The organism is Marinobacter sediminicola, assembly GCF_031157525.1.
GTDB classification, from domain to species: Bacteria; Pseudomonadota; Gammaproteobacteria; order Pseudomonadales; family Oleiphilaceae; genus Marinobacter; species Marinobacter sediminicola.
The window spans coordinates 169786-188341 of record NZ_JAVIXR010000007.1 but is presented as its reverse complement, the minus strand read 5'-3'; the positions used below and the strand labels follow the sequence as shown (position 1 = coordinate 188341).

Sequence of the window (18556 nt, the reverse complement as noted above, 5' to 3'; positions counted from 1 at the left end):
GCCATATGCCCAAACACCAGGAAAGGACTCTATGACGACTTCGCCAGACGCTGCACTGACATCGTCTCCCGAATGGCAAGCGTTGGTTGCCTGTCGGGAAAGCCTGCGACACCGCCCCATGAAGTCGCTTTTTGTGGAAGATCCGGAGCGAGCGAGCCGGTATTTTATTGAAGGTGCCGGCCTGTCCCTCGACTTCTCCAGGAACCGGCTTACCGACGAAACTCTTGAGGCACTGATGGCTCTGGCGCGCAGCCGGAAGCTGGAAGATCGCAGGGCTGCGTTGCTGCGCGGCGACAAGGTGAACATTACCGAGGACCGCCCTGCACTGCACACAGCGCTGCGCAATCCCGGAACGGACTCCCTAATAATTAATGGGCAGGACGTGATTGCGGAAGTGAACGCCACCCTGGATCGTATGGAGACCTTCGTCGCAGAAGTGCTGAACCACTCCCGGACCGGCTATACCGGCAAGGGCTTCACCGACGTAGTCAGCATTGGCATCGGCGGCTCCTTTCTAGGCCCCAAACTGGTCACCGAAGCGTTACAGCCGTACCGGACACCGGGCATCCGTTGCCACTATGTGGCCAACATTGATGGCACAGAAATCAGCGAAACCCTGGAGAAGGTGCACCCTGAAACCACACTTTTTCTGGTTCAGTCAAAATCCTTTGGCACCAGAGAGACCCTGGAAAACAGCAAAGTCGCGCGAAAGTGGTTTATAGAACGCAGCGGTAACGAAGAGGCGGTCGCCAGCCACTTTATGGCGGTGACTGCCAACGTGAATGCCGCACAAAAATTCGGAATAGACCCCAACAATGTCTTCCCCATGTGGGACTGGGTTGGCGGCCGATACTCGCTTTGGTCTGCGATCGGGCTGCCTGTAGCGCTCTCCATAGGAATGGATAACTTCCGGGCTCTGCTCGCAGGCGCCCACGCCATGGATAACCATTTCCGCGACGCCCCCCTGGAAAGGAACTTGCCCGTTGTCATGGCCATGCTGGGCATCTGGTACAGCAATGTCTGGGGCGCAGAAACCCACGCCATACTGCCTTACGATCACTACCTCCGCAGCTTGCCGGATCATCTTCAGCAGCTGGACATGGAGAGCAGCGGCAAACGGGTTAATCAGCAAGGCAAGCTTTTGGATTACCACTCTGGCCCCGTCATCTGGGGCGGCGTGGGAGCCAATGGCCAGCACGCTTACCACCAGCTGATTCACCAGGGCACCCGGTTGATTTCTGCCGACTTCATCATTCCTCTGCAAACTCACAACCCGGTTGCGACCCATCACGCCGACTTGTTTGCCAACTGCCTGGGCCAATCCCGCGCTATGATGACCGGAAAAACACTGGAGGAAGCAAAAGCCGAACTGGCGGCCAGCGGTATGGCGGAAGCAGACATTGAACGCCTGGCGCCACATAAGGTGATACCGGGAAATCAGCCCAGCAATACCTTGATGATGAGCAAGGTAACTCCGGAAACCGTCGGCGCACTCATAGCCCTGTATGAACACCGCACCTTTGTGCAGGGTGTTATCTGGGACCTGGATTCGTTTGATCAGTGGGGTGTTGAGCTGGGCAAGAAACTGGGTGAAAACATTCTACCGAGGCTGCTTGAATCGGAAACGTCGGGCGAAGCGAGTGACAGCGCTACGGACAATCTGATAGCGCTATTTCGATCAGCAAACGGCCGTTGAAATCACCCTGCCCTGCCAGCTGAAGTTTACCGGCCAGAGTTTCTGGTCGATGCTATATGCCTGCCATAGTTCAAGGTAGCTTTTGCGGCATATCGGGTGCTTTACTCCCGGGGCAACATCTGCCAGAGGCCGCAACACAAAAGCATTCTTAAGAATCTCACTTCTGGGCAGCTCCACGCCGTCGAGACAACCTACCACTTCACCGTAAGTCAGAATATCCAAGTCCAGAGTTCTCGCACTGAACTTCGGGGCCTCTGGCCGTCGACCGTTATCAGCTTCCAGCTGTTTGAAATGCTGTGAAAGCTCGCCCACTGCGAGGCTGGTCTTCACGCCCACTACCAGATTCAGAAACGGAGAGCCGTCAAACCCTACCGCCTCACTCTCATACACGGGAGAAATCTCCAGCTCACCAAACCAACTTGCCAGAGCGTCCAGAGCCGCTTTTACATAGCGCTCTCTGTCGATATTACTGCCGACACTGATATATACCGGAACCTCATCAGGCATCACCGGGCACTCCTTCACATGCAGTCCGTTCAATACAAACACCGACAGATCGGGCGGCAGGCACAGCTCCTGGCTTGCGTAGCGTTAATCGTAACCAGCCGATGCCGAACTCTCTTTGCAGTTTCTCTGCAAGAACCTCAGCACCGTGCTCCAACAGCTTTGGCTTTAGCTCTTTCAAGCAGCGCTCTACGCACTCACTGACCGATGCGTAATCAAGGGCATCCGCGACATCATCAGACCCTCCGGGAATGCGGTTATCCCAAGCCATTTCCAGATCCACAACCAGGGCCTGGGTCACATCGCGCTCCCAGTCGTATACACCCACCACGGTTTCTACGACCAAGCCTTCGATCAATACGCTGTCTGCCAAGAGGGCTCCCGGGGCGATCCCACACACTGCTGATTGAAAAACATACAAACTGCGACTACTGTAACGGCGCCGGCCTGTAAATTGAGGGCCGGCATTTTCGCACATTTTACCCTGACACGTCTTCGTCTCTGAGCGCACAAATGTTCCTGAGTGACCCAGTAATGATTGTTTTGCTTTGTATGGCTGCCTATCTGGGGGGCTCAGTACTGTTTGCGCTGCCGGTGTGCAAGATATGGGGGCTGCCCGATCCACGGGCACAGGGCTCCGGTAATCCCGGGGCCACCAATGTTTACCGAACCGGGGGCTGGCGCCCGGCGCTAATAACTTTGGCCTTGGATGCGGCAAAAGGCTGGCTGCCAGTCTGGCTCGCACACAACGCTGGGCTATCTGCTTTGGTTCAGGCTATGGTGGCGCTCTTCGCAGTTACCGGGCATATGATTCCGGTTTTCTATCGTTTCAAAGGCGGTAAAGGAGTCGCAACAGCCCTTGGCGCGGGGCTTGCGCTGGCTCCCGTCACCACAGCCTCCATGGCAGCACTGTGGCTACTGGTCATTTGGCGTTGGCGGATCTCCGCGTTAGCCTCAGTGATCGCCATTGTTAGCGGGCCACTCATTAGCGCACTCATCGAACCCGAAACGCTTCCCATGTTCGGCTTACTGGCAATCCTCGTTGTTGTACGCCACCGCAACAACCTGATCCGGCTCGCACAAGGCCGGGAAACCAGCCTCTAGTTCAGTCTACCAGCCCGGCCAGCCGAGCCTCACTGAGAGGTGGCAATGTATTCATTGGCCATCTAGGCACAGCTACAATGCGCTCTCCGTCACGCTGACCCACTTTCATTCGCTGGGCACCAGCGTACGCAATCATCGCTCCATTATCAGTACAGAATTCGGGGCGCGCATAGAACACATGAGCGCGGAGCTTTTCAGCCATTTTCTCCAAGCCAGCCCGCAACCGCTTGTTGGCGCTCACCCCGCCGGCAATGACCAGCCGGTCACATCCTGTTTGCTCCAGCGCTCTGCGGCATTTGATCACCAGGGTATCTACAGCGGCCGTTTCAAACGCCAATGCAATATCAGCTCGAACCTGGTCACTCAAGCCCTTCGCCGACTTCATTTCTGCATTCACTGTATTCAGCGTGAAGGTTTTCAAGCCACTGAAACTGAAATCCAAGCCCGGGCGATCCGTCATAGGCCGAGGGAAACGGTAACGACCAGGCGTGCCTTTTTCTGCCAGCGCAGCCACCCGGGGCCCACCGGGGTAATCCAGCCCAAGCATTTTTGCCGTTTTATCGAAGGCTTCTCCTGCTGCGTCGTCTACCGACTCCCCCAGCATCTGGTATTCCCCAATGCCATCTACCCGGACCAACTGGGTATGCCCACCCGACACGAGTAACGCCACAAATGGAAAGGCCGGTGGATTGTCTTCCAGCATAGGTGCCAACAAATGGCCCTCCATGTGGTGTACCCCAAGCACCGGAATGCCAAGAGCAAAGCCCAGAGCATGGGCCACCGACCCACCCACCATAAGCGCACCAATCAAACCCGGCCCTGCGGTGTAGGCAATCCCGTCTATGTCCTCGCGAGCATGGCCAGCCTCTGCAAGAACCTGCTCACACAGGGGCAGCAGCTTGCGAACGTGGTCGCGGGATGCCAGCTCCGGCACCACACCGCCATAATCAGCATGCATGTCAATCTGACTGAACAGGGCATGGCTCAATAGCCCCTTGTCGGTGTCAAACAACGCAACACCGGTTTCATCACAGGAAGTCTCAATACCCAGAATCAGCATAAAACCCGCCCACTTCGGTTGGCGTAAATGGATAAACGACCCGCATTTTAGCAGAAACCCGAAACTCACAGGCAGTTTCGTCGAACAAACATTGACCTTGCCACGACCGAGGCGCTATCATTGCCGCCCTAAATTACGAACTGGTCGAGTTTTAGCCAATCTGGCCAGGAATCGAGAGAATCGAGCCAGTCTGGCCTTGCCAGATGCGCATCTAAATGAAACCGAATCTATCAGGTAGGTGATTGTCGAATGCCAGCTGTTAAAGTGAAAGAGAATGAACCGTTTGACGTAGCACTGCGTCGCTTCAAGCGTTCTTGCGAAAAAGCAGGTGTGCTTTCGGAAGTACGTCGTCGTGAGCACTATGAGAAGCCGACTTCCGTTCGCAAGCGCAAAGCAGCTGCAGCCGTTAAGCGTCATCTCAAGAAGCTTCAGCGGGAACAGCGCAAGTTCGAGCGTCTGTACTGAGTTACCGCAGACGCCGCTTGACTGCAAAGCACTGATTGCCTGTACAGCCACAGGCTGCACAGAGCGACCAAGAAATGCCGCCGGGGCCTGGCTTCGGCGGCATTTTTGGCTATTGGCCCTTGCACGCCAAGGACCTGATGTGGAGCCATTATGAGCGGACTGATCCCCCAGCGCTTTGTCGAAGACCTGCTCGACCGGGTAGATCTGGCAGAGCTGATCGGAACGCGCATCACTCTCAAAAAGGCTGGCGCCAACTACAAGGCGTGCTGCCCGTTTCACGATGAGAAAACGCCGTCGTTCAATGTTAGGCCAGATAAAGGCTTCTACCATTGTTTTGGCTGTGGCGCCCATGGTGACGCCATAAGTTTTGTTCGTGAATTTGAAGGCTTGGGGTTTACCGAAGCCGTAGAAGATTTGGCCCGCCGTGCGGGATTGGAAGTGCCTTACGATGAGGCGGCCAAACATGAAATTCAGCAAGCTCGAACACTGACCGACGCTCTGGATTTTGCCAGCCGCTTTTACCAATCGGCGCTTTATGGCCAGCAAGGCGCCTTCGCCCGTGACTACTTAAAACAACGGGGACTGGACGACACTATTATTCAGCAGTACCAAGTGGGCTATGCACCTGCCGCTGGCACTGCATTGTTCGATGTTGCCAGCAAGGACTTGCAGGGGCCGCTGATCGAAACCGGGACCGTCTCGGATAAGTACGGCAGGCCAAGGGATCTTTTTCGCAACCGGGTCATGTTCCCTATTCGTAACAGCCGGGGCAAAACCATTGCTTTCGGTGGTCGAACCCTTGGTGATGACAAAGCGAAGTACATCAACTCCCCGGAGTCGGATGTTTTTCACAAAAGCCGGGAAATATATGGCCTGTTTGAGGCAAAGCAGGCGTTAAAGCAGCTCGACAAACTGCTTGTAGTAGAAGGTTACATGGATGTTATTGCCCTCGCACAGAACGGTATTCATTACGCCGTAGCGACCTTGGGCACAGCAACGAATCAGGATAGCCTCACCGCCCTGCTAAGACAGGTGCGGCACATTGTGTTCTGTTTTGATGGTGACCAGGCCGGGTTCCGAGCCGCAGACAAAGCCATGGAAAACGCCCTGGAACTAATGGCAGACGGATTGCATCTGCAATTCCTGATGCTGCCAGAAGGCGAAGATCCGGACACTTTGGTGCGCAAAGAAGGCCCAGATGCATTCCAGAAACGCATTGATGGCGCAACACCGTTCTCGCGGTATCTGTTTGACCGTCAGAGCGAAGGACTGGACCTTCAGCTACCGGAAAATCGAGGCGAACTGAGAGCCAGAGCAGAACCGCTCCTGAATAAAATGCCCAGAAGCACCCTCAGGGATGCCATGTGGCACGAAATGCTGCGGCTCTGCGGGGGGCGCAACCAGTGGCAAGATCGCAAGCCCCAACAGCGGGGTAACTGGAAAGGCGAGCGCCGCGACCGGGTCACAGAAGAACGCATTGACGTAAAGCTGAGCAAAGATAGCATCTTGTGCCTTGCTCTACTGGAAGCACCGGATCTGGCGACAGAAGTAACTGAACTGGCGCGCAGCTCCCGCCAGTATAACCAAGCCATGACATTTGCCGGCTTTATCCTGGACCAAAAGATCCGGGATCGGAAATCACTTATAACAACCCTGGCAATGGATAGCCAGGCACGCGAACGGTTCTACAATCTGTTTGACGGCATTGAGCACATCCCAACCCGGGAAAGCACGCTGGCCGCAGCACGGGAACTGTTGAGCCCCAACGAAGAAGCTGCAAGACAGCAAAAGCTGGCTACACTTTTACGTAACTTCGCAAATCTTACCGCCGACGAACGGCAGGAACTGCGAGAGCTGAGCGGGGGAACCCCGGAAAGCAGCACTTGAAACTTTGCGCATTGATCACCATCTAACCATTCGGTGGCAGTGCATTAGAGCGGCAGCTATAATGGCTGTTTCATTTTTATTTATTTAAGCGAGTTCACAGGGTGTCTATGTCAGGCAATTCGCAGAAATCACGTTTGAAAGACCTCATCGCACGAGGCAAGGAACAAGGCTACCTGACTTACGCCGAGGTAAACGACCACCTCCCGGAAGACATTGCCGATCCGGATCAGGTCGAAGACATCATTCGCATGATCAACGATATGGGCATTCAGGTATCCGAAGTGGCACCGGATGCCGATACCTTGCTGATGACCGACGGTGATTCCACCGCCGACGAAGCCGCTGCCGCTGAAGCCGCCGCTGCTCTCGCCGCCGTTGAATCCGACGCCGGTCGCACCACAGACCCTGTCCGCATGTACATGCGCGAGATGGGCACCGTGGAACTGCTGACCCGTGAAGGCGAAATTGTTATCGCCAAACGCATCGAAGAAGGCATTCGCGATGTTATGGCAGCCGTCGCCCACTTCCCGGGCACCGTCGGCACGGTTATTCAGGCCTATGATCGCATCATCGAGAATGAAGGCCGCATTACCGACATTATTACAGGCTTCCTGGACCCGGACGACGCCGAACCTTTCATGCCGGAACCGCCACCAAAACCCGAAGCCTCCACTGACGATACGTCTGACGACGATGCCGACGACGATGCGGACGAGGAAGAGGAAGAGCCAGAAAGCGGTCCAGATCCTGAAGAGACACGCTTGCGGTTTGAGCTGCTCAAAGAAAAGCTGGAAGCTGCGGAAAAATTGCTGGCCAAGCACGGCCGGGGCGACAAGAAAACCCAGGCCGCCTTGAACGATCTGGGCGTGGTTTTCGCACCGTTCAAACTGGGAAACAAGGCATTTGACGAGCTGGTTAACGTTGTTCGCTCAACCAACGATCTGATACGCGAAAACGAACGCGCAATCATGAAGATCTGTGTGCGCGAGTGTAAAATGCCACGCAAGGACTTCATCAAATCATTCCCGGGCAACGAAGCAAACCAGGAATGGGGCGAGAAAATCGCCAAAAGTAAAAAGCCTTACGCTTCTGCCATTAACGAGCGCATGGACGAAATCGTCCGCCTCCAAAAGCGCATCATGAACGTGCAGATTGATGTGGACCTTGATGTTGTCGACATCAAAGAGATCAACCGCCGAGTTTCTATTGGCGAGGCAAGAGCCCGCCGCGCCAAGAAAGAAATGGTTGAGGCCAACCTGCGTCTGGTTATTTCTATCGCCAAGAAATACACCAACCGTGGTCTACAGTTCCTCGACCTGATCCAGGAGGGCAACATCGGCTTGATGAAAGCCGTCGACAAGTTTGAATACCGTCGTGGCTACAAGTTCTCAACTTATGCCACCTGGTGGATTCGTCAGGCCATTACCCGCTCCATTGCGGATCAGGCCCGCACCATTCGTATTCCGGTGCACATGATTGAAACCATCAACAAGCTCAACCGGATTTCTCGCCAGATGCTGCAGGAAATGGGCCGCGAACCCACGCCAGAAGAACTGGGTGAGCGCATGGAAATGCCGGAAGACAAAATCCGCAAGGTTCTGAAGATTGCCAAAGAGCCGATTTCCATGGAAACGCCGATTGGCGACGATGAAGACAGCCATCTGGGCGACTTCATTGAAGACATCCAGGCCCTCTCACCAGTGGATTCCGCAACAGCCGAAGGCCTGCGTGAGGCTACTCGCTCAGTACTGGCCGGCCTCACAGCTCGTGAGTCCAAAGTACTGCGGATGCGTTTCGGTATCGAGATGAACACGGACCACACACTGGAAGAAGTCGGTAAACAGTTCGACGTAACCCGTGAGCGAATCCGTCAGATCGAAGCCAAGGCCCTGCGCAAATTGCGCCATCCTTCCCGTTCCGATCACCTGCGCGGCTTTATTGACGATCAGGGAAATCAGGGGTAAATCGAAAAAACTAACAGTAGCGGGCGCTGTGCCTCATCGGTATAATGGCGCCCGCTTTGTTTCCTCTTCCGGGAACTCCCAAAGCAAACACTGCATTTCGGGCCTATAGCTCAGTTGGTTAGAGCAGAGGACTCATAATCCTTTGGTCGGTGGTTCGAGTCCACCTGGGCCCACCATATTTTTCAATAACTTAGCCTGCTTTCGAGCGGGCTTTGTTGTTTATCGCGACCCCTCAGATCATCGTTTGTGACATCTTATTCACGTCAGATCGGTCCCCCGAAATTATTTTATTTCAATCACTTGAGCGCACTCGCAAACCCTAGATTGCGCGCCTGCGGTGTCCGACAGCCTGTATCTATTGCAAATCAGTCACCGTTGATGGCTAACCGACTGCTAAACTTAGGTCAGGTGCGCATGGCACTCCGCAGTTTTACGGTGTTCTCACCGTTCATGGTAAGTGTCCGTCAACCCTGACGGCAGGTTGGTATTCGTGCAGTCCACACTTTCCTGCAGAGCAGTTATATCGCTGAAAGGAGATCGTGCATGAAAACACATAAATCGATGTTGTACACCGCCGGCATCGCCGGACTACTACTTACTTTGGGTGGTTGCGCCAGCCCTGGCGAGCCGCCGGATTCCGAGCTTCAGTCCGCAGAGAGTTCTCTCCAGCAGGCCGTTGCCGCAGACGCCCGGGAATTTGAGCCGGTTCTGCTCAATAATGCCCAGAACAAAGTCGCCGACGCTAAAAAACTGATCGAGCAGGAAAAATATTCGCAAGCTGAGCGACTGCTGGAGCAAGCCGCTGTAGATGCTCAACTTGCAAGCGCGCGCTCTGATACAGCAAAGGCGAAACACGCGGTAGAAGAGATCAATAGCAATATTGAATCTCTGCGCCAGCAAATCAATCCAGACCAGTAACCGCCCTGCGTGAAAAGGAGATTGTTATGAACAAACGCAACATAACACTGGGCATGGCGATGGGCTTGTCCGTAGTGCTTGCTGGCTGCGCCTCAACGCCGCAGGAAAATGCAATGGTAGATGAAGCCCGCGCATCCTATGCCAAGATAAAAGATGACCCGGATGTTGCTCGCAGTGGCGACCGCCAGTTGCGTAGCGCACGAGATGAGTTAACCCGAGCCGAGTCTCTGTTGGAGGAAGGCGAAGATACCTCGCGCATTGAGCACGCTGCCTACCTTTCCAATCGTCACGCTCAGATTGCCAGTGAGCAAGCAGAGCGCGCCAGACTACAAAAGCAGATTGACTCTGCCGAAGAACGTCGGCGCACACTCATGCTGGACAAGCGCTCCGGCGAGGCGGCCCGCGCTCAAAAAGAAGCCGAAATGCTGCGCAAGAGAATGGAAGAACTGCAAGCAGAGCGCACGGATCGGGGCATGGTACTCACCTTGGGTGATGTGCTCTTCGACCTCAACAAGGCAGATCTGAAACCATCTGGAGAACAGACTGTAGGGCGTCTTGCAGAGTTCATGAGGGAATATGAAGACCGGAGAGTCCGCGTGGAAGGCTACACCGATAGCACTGGTGCCGAGAGCTACAACCAGACCCTATCCGAGCGGCGGGCACAGTCAGTGAGTGATGCGTTGGTATCCCAAGGCATTAATCGCAACCGAGTCGAAACCAAAGGTTTTGGTGAGCAATACCCTGTAACGAGCAACGACACCTCTACTGGCCGCCAACAAAATCGCCGCGTAGAGATTGTGATCTCCGATAAGGAAGGCAAGATCGAGACGCGGTAAAACCAGCGCAACCGTTTGTAAATCTCACCAGGGGGGAGGCTTTCCTCTCCCCTCGTTCCAGATGCCCCCTCTTGTTTACCGCATTTACCTCCCATACTCCAAAATGAGACAAGATTAATAAACTCTTACCTACTGTATTAACAGGCATTTTTTGAACCAATACACCGAAAATGATCATTCCGCCATGATACCGTGTCAAAAATGCCAACGTCCTAAAAGGACAAGCGCCATACACTGTCAGATCAATCAACGTACCAGCCGTTACTGAACCGTCTTCCTGCGAGTTGATGAGCATACGGCCAGAGTATAAAAACAACGCGATAAAATGGAGTGTATCAATGGTTCCCATCACCCGGTTCTCAGTACGGGCGCTGAGCCTAGCGGTTGCAGCTGTATCCACAACTTTCGCCATGTCGGCATCTGGCAGCATGGGCAACATAGGTACAACCTATGGCGTAATGCCCGTAGACGTTGCTACTGCCCAGTCTCTCTCCATGTTTAATGACCAGGTTTCCGCTACCTACTACAATCCGGCTGCACTTACCCGGGATGAGCGCGGCGAACTTACCTCTGGTCTGCTGCACGCCGAACAAGAACTTCGCTCTGCAAATCCCAACGCAACTGGCGATGTGCTTTCCAGCTCTCCCAGCCAGCACGTATTAATCGGCATGAAAACCAACCTGGGCTCACTTACCCGGTTTGATCACCCGATTTATTTGGGTTTCATTGCCGGTGTTGAGAAATACGGCAAGGAAATGCTGGCCTTCGGATCGGAAACGTCGGAAACCGGCCAGTTCCTGCAAAACGGAAAAGAGCCGCTATTTCTGAACATTGGTGGTGCCACACCCATTTGGCGGGGTATCTCGGCCGGAGCCTCTGTTCGAATTACACTTGCAGCAGCTGCACAACTTAACGCAGTAACCGAACTTAACGGCGACTCCCGGCAGGAGCAGTTGACGGTAAACGCTGAGCCCACTCTGAAAACCATTCTCGGCACTAACATTGATTTTGGCAGCACATTTTGCGCCGACAACAGCTGTTTTCTTGATGGCTGGGAAGCCGCTTTCTCTTACCGCACCAAATCAGCAGCCAAGACCACCGTTGGCTCCAACATTGAGGTTCCGGGTATAACCGTCAGCGAGCCCCTGATTTTGGCGGTCTCCACTATTGATTCGTTCCAGCCCGAAACGTTTGTTTTTGGTACTCAGTACCGCGGCGATGGCTGGCGGGTTGGCGGTAGCATCGAGCAACAGAACTGGTCTGAGCTTGAAAATGAGTTTGCCAAAGACAGCATTAAGGATCAGGAGGCCGTTCCTCCAGGCAACCGCATCGGCTTCAACGACACAATTATTCCCCGCATCGGCGCCGAGTATCAGCTTAACGAGAACTTCGCTTTCCGTGGCGGTATCGCCTACGAAGAATCGCCTCTGAAAACCACTAAAAACCCCGAACTGAACTATCTGGATACCGACAAAATAATCGTCGGGGTGGGTGTAAGCGCTACGTACAACCGTACGCGCCTTCTGGCCTACCCGGTGCGTTTGGACTTAGGCTATCAGTACCAACAACTACAAGAGCGGGACTTCACACTGGTCGACTATGACGGGAACGAAACCAGCGTCACGGCCGACGGTGATATCCATGTAATCAGCGGCTCCATCACCCTGAAGTTCTGAGGAGAAGCAGGTCATGAGAAAACTAAAAACATTAGCCTTGGTTCCTGCCATTTTGCTAGCAGCTTGTGGTGGGGACGAACAAAGCGTTAAAGAAAGAGCTACGCCCGGCTCGTTGGTTTATTCCTACCCGACCGATGGGCAAGCAGATGTAAGCCCTAAAGCTGACATCGTTTTACGCTTCAGCCACGCCATTGTGGATGATGAATCAGACATTGCCGATAAGATTGAGCTGGCCTCAAGCGGCAGCGTTCCGGCGTTTACCGTGAAAAAGATCGACGGTGGCAAAAGCCTGAAGCTGGAAATTGCTGATGGGCAAAAGCTGGGCAGCCGAGCGGGTTATTCCCTTACCTTCAACGCACCTCTCAACGCTGAAGGCGGCAGACTTGTCGACACCCCCAACGCTGTTGGCGATGAAGGCATCCAGTTTAATACCCGCGGTGAGCTTAGCGGTATTGCTGGCCTGGCCAACACGTCTGATACCTTTGGTGTCGCTTGGCAGGTGCCCGATACTGAAGGCCTTTTCCAAGCGATGAACTTTTCTACCTTCCGCCTGGCCATGACTCAACCGGTTCACCCTGAGTGGCAAACACTTGGGGGTTCCATTGAGCTTCTGGACAAAGACGGAGAGGCGGTCCCTGCCACTGTACTGGTAAAAGGCAACAGAATTACCGTTGACCCTTGTCTCACAGAGCAAAAAATCGACTGCGGAAGCCGTGCAGACGTATTGAGCGCTGGCGAAACTTATACTCTCAAGCTCGATAGCATCGCCAGCCTGACGAATGGCCCAGACGGCACTCGATACAGCGAAGAGTTTAGCTTCACACCGCGCGCCACAGGCCCAACTGCTGTATTGGCTCAGGACGCTATAGACTCAATTGACGGAAGGTACTCCTCCATATTGAATGGCCAAGCCATTAACGGGGTAGTGCTTAATTCCGTACTTCAGGGCGTCACCGATTCATCACAGCAAACCGGCTCACTGTTTGCCGAGCTAGGGCATGCACCCTCCTTTGCCGCGGATGAAGCAATACCGTTGCGGATTCCCAAAGGCAGTGTGCTGGAGAGCACCAGCTTGAGCATTAAGGTTGGCGGCACAGTTCAGGCTCTGAACATTGATGATGGCAGCCCTCAGGAAACCGGTACCATCAAGGTTACCATGCTGTCTGACGCCTCCGGCTACATGACCCCCAACTCTTATACCAACGAAAAAACAGCACCTCGCCACATTACTCTGTTTATGGACGTTTCCATGAACACAGAGGAAAAAATGCCTAATGCTGCTTTGTCCCAGGATTTAATGGGGGTTGAGCTTCGAGGTATTGTGCGTGTTAAGGATGGTGTACTGACAATCGATGCCATAGGCATGGTTGAACCCAACTTGTTGGGCCAGGAGTATACCGATTCGACTATCGCATTCCATCTGCAGGCCAACATGGATGGAAAAGGCCTGGATGCGGCAGACGAGTGGGAAGCCACCCGTGATCAAACACCTCCCCAGCTGGTTAGTTGGATGCCGGGAGCAGAAGATGCCAAGCCTGCAACACGTCAGTCTATGCAGCGCCCAGGTGACCCGATTATCCTGTTCTTTGATGAGCCTTTGGATCCTGCGTCAATCTCCGCAGGTGTAAAACTCTATGCCGATGGCCAAGAGCTAACGGTAGCCAACGGCACGCTCAATACCGCACTCGACGGAACAGCCTTAACACTGAATCCGGAAGGCGGGTTGAAGCCAGGTGTTCAATATAGAGTGTCAGCTCCTGGTTTAATCGATTTGGCCGGAAACCCCTTCGTATTGGCGGATGATTTATCGTTCAGCCTCGATGGCCAGCGCGATGTGCTCGCCAATGCGCCACCTCTGGCGTTAACCACCTACCCTGGCTACCCATGCGAAACCGACCACACACAGCTGGATCTGGAAGCTGGTGTTTTGGGTAAATGCTGGACAGCAAAAGATAACCGGGGGGACGTATTACCGGTTAGCAAAATGCCGGGAGATCGCCCGATCACCGTAGTCTTTTCGCAGCCCATGGATCTTGATTCGATACGCTTGAACGAAACCTTCATAGTCCAAAAAGTTGATAGCGATGGGAATGATGTAGAACCGATCACTGGTCGTTTAGAAAAAAACAACCAGCGTGTGCGCTTCTATCCGGATCAGCCTTGGGAAGTAGGTGCATTCTACCAGTACACACTGATCTCCAGGAGAGGCGACGACTCCACAGCAGGCTCAGCGTATTCCAACTATTGCGATATGAGCGTGCCTCAATCCATCTGCGGTGCAAACGCTTACCCGCTCAAAGCGGATTTGCTGGAAGGTTTGAATGGCGGCTGGGGAAATGGAGAAGACCCATATAACCCCATGAAGATCTACTTCGAGGGTGCTGAAGCAAAAGATTCAGTATTCACAGCCTTGCGGAATCTTCCAATTCGCGACACCAATGCCAACTTCAACATCGACTGTGGCTCCAACGACGATCCTGACTGCCTTGAGCCCTTTGTTCATGAATATAAGGACCCTGCAGAAGTCGCGGACAGCACCCATGTAAGCGGATGGCTGCCGTCAGCAAACTCAACAAAATTGAGCGTCGTAAATAACAAGGCCAAGCTGACGGCCCTTGGAATTCCGAGTCAGATTCCCGCTCGCGTCGGATGTAAAAATGACGAGAGATGTCCGAAAGACAAATTCATCTATCAAACCTATGCGTTGAATAGCGAAGTCATAGGTCCAGGTACCTGGACCGACCCGGCGACGGGTACCGAGGAAGATGCAATCCTTGTTGAGTTGTATCCAACTCTATTGGCTACGAGCTCCATCGATACTTACGTTGATCTTGGAATACTGGAAGCTGATGTCCCTACAAACACCCAGATCATTCGGATGCGCTATTCAGAAGACCCGAGCTGTGCTGGACAAAACGGTTGCCCTCGCAATCAGTTGATAAAGGGCGCAATCGTGACGGTTGATGGGAAGCCAGTATTCAAAACACGAGCGGAGTTGATGCTTGATGCTCCCGAAATGAAAATTACTGCCAACGGCCCGCACGACCTTTACGCCCGGCCCTTCTACTTTGATCTAGAGGGCGATGTTACCTTCTTTGATGATGGTCGCATGCAGATCGAGCAACGCAATACGAACCTGGTAGATATCAAAGTTGAGGCCAAACCTTTGGGCCTCATTATAGACCTGCCCCTGCAGATCCCTGTGGGTGGCACCTACCTCAACTTCATTACAAATCCTGTTAAGGATCTCCCCTCCGTGCAGTAAATCTGCCGCGGTACTCTTAAGGCCAGTGGCCAGTCTCCGGACTGGCCTTTTTTGTGCCTAAAACAATACCCCGGAGTTTCCCACCACAGCGTATTTCCTGCTAATCTGGTTGCACAATGAAACCCAACCTGTAACAACAAAAACATCAGGAGAGACCTTCATGCGAAACGGCACTCATTACCGCACCTGTCATTTATGCGAAGCCATGTGCGGCGTTGCCATTGATGTGAAGGAGGGGCGCATTGCGTCAATTCGTGGAGACGACAAGGATCCTCTGAGCCGGGGCCATATTTGCCCCAAGGCGGTGGCCCTACAGGATCTACATGAAGATCCTGAGCGCTTACGCAAGCCGGTTCGTAAAACCGCCAATGGCTGGCAAGAGATTGAGTGGGATGAAGCCTTCTCAATCGTGGCTGAAAAGCTTCACGGAACCCGCACAACCCACGGCCGCAATAGTATTGGCGTGTACCTAGGCAACCCAAATGCCCACAACCACAGCTCATTAATCGCCACCATGCCGTTTCTACGGGCCATTGGCTCCCAGAATCGCTTTTCTGCCACCTCCAATGACCAGCTTCCCCACATGCTGGCAAGCCTGGAGATGTTCGGCCATCAGGTTCTGTTCCCCATACCGGATATCGACCATACGGATTTGTTTATCTGTATTGGTGGCAATCCGATGGCGTCCAATGGCAGCCTGATGACGGTGCCGGATTTCCGTGGCCGGCTGAAAGCGCTTAAAAAGCGCGGCGGTAAAATGATTGTGGTGGATCCCAGGCGCACAGAAACCGCCAAGCAGGCCGATGACTTTCATTTTATTCGCCCTGGCACCGATGCATTTTTGCTGATGGCCATGGTGAACACGCTGTTCTCAGGAGGGCTGATCCATCCAGGGCCCGCAGAGCATCTTATAAAAGACCTGGATCTTTTGCGCCTGGCATCCATGCCCTTTACACCCGAAGCCGTAGCCCAACGCACAGGCATTGCAGCGGCAACTATACGGGATCTTGCTCAACAGCTTGCAGACACGCCAAAAGCAGCACTTTACACCCGCATGGGCACCAGCACCCAAACGTTCGGAAGCATCACAACCTGGCTGGCGTACTGCCTGAACATTCTTACCGGAAAACTGGACACCGTGGGCGGCGTGATGTTTACCCAGCCAGCCATCGATCTGATTGCCCTGGGCGCCATGTCTGGTCAGCGAGGGCACTTTGGCGCTCGCCATAGCCGGGTTAAGGGGTTGCCGGAGTTTGCTGGAGAATATCCGTCCAGCACCATGGCTGATGAAATACTCACACCGGGCGACGGGCAAATCCGAGCCTTTGTGACCGTTGCCGGCAACCCGGTGCTTTCCAGCCCGAACGGGCGCCGGCTGGACGAAGCCCTGAACGGGCTGGATTTTATGGTATCGGTGGATTACTACATTAACGAAACTACTCGTCATGCCGACATTATCCTGCCGCCCACCGCCGTGCTCGAGCGCAGCCACTACGACATTATTTTCAACATGCTGGCCGTTCGCAATGTATCGAAATACAGCGAAGCACTGTTTGATGCTGGCCCGGACAGCCGTCATGACTGGCAGATTCTGCTGGAGCTGGCGCATAGGCTTGAGAAACTACGCAAGGGTGGCAAGCTGCCGATCCGTTCCGAGTTGGGCTGGCAAGCGTTCAAACGCGCAGGCCCTGACACCATCGTTGATATGCTTCTGCGTACCGGGCCTTATGGCACAGATACAGGGCGCGTCCGTGGGGTTTTGGAGCCCGCGACGAAACGGATTCTGGAACTGCTGCCCAAGCAACATCCTTTGCGAGGCCTTGCCGAACTGAGTTCTCTCAACCCCCAGTGGCAGAAACTTCCTAAAGGGCTTTCCCTGAAGCGATTGAAGGAGCACCCCAGCGGGATTGATCTCGGCGCCCTGAGGCCCGCTCTGCCCGGCCGGCTGTTCACCCGGGATGGAAAGATTAACCTGGCTCCCCGGCGCTATCTGAAAGACGTAGAACGCCTGCACCAGCAGCTCTCTGCGCCTGAATCGCCCAACGAACTGCTGCTGATTGGGCGGCGCCATATTCGCAGCAACAACTCATGGATGCACAACAGCCACCGTCTGGTAAAAGGCAAAGACCGCTGTACCCTGCTGGTCCACCCGGACGACGCCAAGCGTTTGGGGCTTAAGGAAGGCAGCACAGCTGAGGTCCGCGCTGATGATCGCCTGGTGGTCATGGCCGTGGAAATTACTGAAGACATGATGCCCGGAGTGGTTTCCATTCCCCATGGCTGGGGTCATAACCGCGAAGGAACTCAGCAGTCCACGGCGACAGCCCATGCTGGCACCAGTATCAACGATGTGTTGAGTGATGAATTAACCGACCCGGTGGCGGGTACTTCCGTATTGAATGGTCAGCCAGTAACTGTCAAAGTCTGCCAACCAGAACAGCAACCTACACCCGCCTGAACCAGACTGGGAGAACAACATGCCTCACTGGCTACAATGGAGCCTGATTATTGCCGGCGCGGTCGCCATCCTTGCCCTGCTGGGATTTATCCGGCGGCAAATGGTCACCCTGTCTGAAGACCGGAGGCGGCAGCGAAAAGCAGAGGCTTTTCAGGCGAAACGGCGCAAGGATATGGTCGATAGCATTCGCGTTATTGCCATGGCCATTGAAGAAAACCAGATCGAATACTCCGAGGCATGCCTTCGCATAAAAGGCTTGCTCGACCATGTAGCTCCAGAATTGATGAATGCCCCGCCATACCGGGTGTTTATGGATGTATATGAACAGCTTCGCCACATGCCTACTCACCAAGCTCGTCAGAATACCGAGACGCGCTTCGTGGAAAAGATGGACAAGGAGCGGTTTGAAGTGGAAAGGCGACACACCGATGAAATACGCCGTGCCGCAACGGCCATCCGGAATCACAGCTTCTGACTTGCTCCGGATTTGTGTCGTTTTGTAACAGAATTGTCTGCAAATGATAATTTTATCGATTTGATATCAGAAGCTTGCTCGAATCCCTAAAAATGACGGAGCGCTCAGCTTCTCATTCCCGCCGGTGGGTGCCTTTCCTTTTTGCATATGTTGTCTAAGTTGAAATCAGGGTGATAGGTTTTTACGGTTGGTGTTGAGATCGCGATGATCGCCCTGGGTTATTTCTCCTGTTACGTTCGGACGACGCT

The 18556-nt window shown here is 54.0% G+C and carries 14 protein-coding genes and 1 tRNA gene; 12 read left to right on the top strand and 3 right to left on the bottom strand.

Annotation, left to right across the window (positions count from 1 at the left end):
• The first annotated feature begins 31 nt into the window (after positions 1-31).
• Positions 32-1696 carry a glucose-6-phosphate isomerase gene (gene pgi, locus RG807_RS11765; protein WP_309045055.1) on the top strand — a complete coding sequence of 555 codons (1665 nt, stop codon included), beginning with the start codon at positions 32-34 and terminating at the stop codon, positions 1694-1696.
• Here pgi and folK read toward each other — a convergent pair.
• Complete coding sequence (gene folK, locus RG807_RS11760) at positions 1679-2203, bottom strand: 2-amino-4-hydroxy-6-hydroxymethyldihydropteridine diphosphokinase (RefSeq protein ID WP_309045054.1); 525 nt, start codon at positions 2201-2203, stop codon at positions 1679-1681. The two genes, pgi and folK, sit on opposite strands and share 18 nt — an antisense overlap.
• Entirely contained in the window at positions 2196-2573 is a 378-nt protein-coding gene (locus RG807_RS11755) for a dihydroneopterin aldolase (protein WP_309045053.1), read from the bottom strand. The genes folK and RG807_RS11755 overlap by 8 nt, the downstream gene beginning before the upstream one ends.
• A 140-nt stretch (positions 2574-2713) precedes the next feature.
• On the opposite strand from RG807_RS11755, the gene plsY reads away from it, so the two are divergent.
• Positions 2714-3304 (top strand): glycerol-3-phosphate 1-O-acyltransferase PlsY, encoded by a 591-nt coding sequence (gene plsY / locus RG807_RS11750; protein ID WP_309045052.1) that lies wholly within the window; start codon positions 2714-2716, stop codon positions 3302-3304.
• Between the two features lies 1 nt (position 3305).
• Here the strand turns inward: plsY and tsaD are convergent, their stop codons facing one another.
• Entirely contained in the window at positions 3306-4364 is a 1059-nt protein-coding gene (gene tsaD / locus RG807_RS11745) for a tRNA (adenosine(37)-N6)-threonylcarbamoyltransferase complex transferase subunit TsaD (RefSeq protein WP_309045051.1), read from the bottom strand.
• A 249-nt stretch (positions 4365-4613) separates the two neighbouring features.
• Here tsaD and rpsU point away from each other — a divergent pair, with 249 nt between their 5' ends.
• The 10 genes from rpsU to RG807_RS11695 all read left to right on the top strand — a co-directional run bounded on the left by rpsU (position 4614) and on the right by RG807_RS11695 (position 18308).
• Positions 4614-4829 carry a 30S ribosomal protein S21 gene (gene rpsU, locus RG807_RS11740; RefSeq protein ID WP_072794797.1) on the top strand — a complete coding sequence of 72 codons (216 nt, stop codon included), beginning with the start codon at positions 4614-4616 and terminating at the stop codon, positions 4827-4829.
• 150 nt (positions 4830-4979) lie between these two features.
• A complete protein-coding gene (dnaG, locus tag RG807_RS11735) occupies positions 4980-6716 on the top strand; it encodes a DNA primase (RefSeq protein ID WP_309045050.1) in 1737 nt (578 codons plus the stop codon).
• Between the two features lie 107 nt (positions 6717-6823).
• Entirely contained in the window at positions 6824-8680 is a 1857-nt protein-coding gene (rpoD, locus tag RG807_RS11730) for an RNA polymerase sigma factor RpoD (protein WP_309045049.1), read from the top strand.
• 99 nt (positions 8681-8779) lie between these two features.
• Positions 8780-8856: transfer RNA gene (locus tag RG807_RS11725), tRNA-Ile, on the top strand.
• Positions 8857-9223: 367 nt separating this feature from the next.
• Positions 9224-9598 carry a DUF4398 domain-containing protein gene (locus RG807_RS11720; RefSeq protein WP_309045048.1) on the top strand — a complete coding sequence of 125 codons (375 nt, stop codon included), beginning with the start codon at positions 9224-9226 and terminating at the stop codon, positions 9596-9598.
• Between the two features lie 26 nt (positions 9599-9624).
• A complete protein-coding gene (locus RG807_RS11715) occupies positions 9625-10434 on the top strand; it encodes an OmpA family protein (RefSeq protein WP_309045047.1) in 810 nt (269 codons plus the stop codon).
• A gap of 338 nt (positions 10435-10772) precedes the next feature.
• Positions 10773-12110: an outer membrane protein transport protein gene (locus RG807_RS11710; protein WP_309045046.1), complete on the top strand. Its 1338-nt coding sequence runs from the start codon at positions 10773-10775 to the stop codon at positions 12108-12110.
• A gap of 13 nt (positions 12111-12123) precedes the next feature.
• A complete protein-coding gene (locus RG807_RS11705; protein WP_309045045.1) occupies positions 12124-15375 on the top strand; it encodes an Ig-like domain-containing domain in 3252 nt (1083 codons plus the stop codon).
• 160 nt (positions 15376-15535) lie between these two features.
• The gene (locus RG807_RS11700) at positions 15536-17833 is read left to right on the top strand and encodes a molybdopterin oxidoreductase family protein (RefSeq protein ID WP_309045044.1); all 2298 of its coding nucleotides are present in this window, start codon (positions 15536-15538) and stop codon (positions 17831-17833) included.
• Positions 17834-17852: 19 nt separating this feature from the next.
• Complete coding sequence (locus RG807_RS11695) at positions 17853-18308, top strand: DUF2489 domain-containing protein (protein ID WP_309045043.1); 456 nt, start codon at positions 17853-17855, stop codon at positions 18306-18308.
• The last annotated feature ends 248 nt before the right edge of the window (positions 18309-18556 follow it).